The 269-nt window shown below is 66.5% G+C and carries 1 protein-coding gene; it reads left to right on the forward strand.

Annotation, left to right across the window (positions count from 1 at the left end):
- Nucleotides 1-269, forward strand: a 269-nt coding sequence (locus SB753_RS37605; RefSeq protein WP_410805230.1) for a DUF2182 domain-containing protein, incomplete at both ends; no start/stop codon positions are given.

Consider the following 269-nt stretch of genomic DNA (forward strand, 5'->3'; position numbering starts at 1 on the left):
GAAGCGCTCGACAGCGCGCGGCACGGGCGCGCGCGGGCACCCGCGCTCACATGGCTGATCTGGCTCGCAGGCATCGGCTATTTCGCCGTATGGGCTGCATTGGGCGCGGTGGTGTTCGCGCTAGGCGCGGCCTTCGCCACGCTTCAAATGCGAGTGCCGGCGCTCTCGCATGCTGTGCCCGTTATAGCCGGCGTGATGGTGCTGCTCGCAGGCGCGTTGCAATCCTCCGCATGGAAGGCGCATTATCTCGACTGCTGCCAACAGCCACA

It is taken from the genome of Paraburkholderia sp. SIMBA_053 (assembly GCF_046534895.1).
Classification (GTDB): Bacteria; Pseudomonadota; Gammaproteobacteria; order Burkholderiales; family Burkholderiaceae; genus Paraburkholderia; species Paraburkholderia caledonica.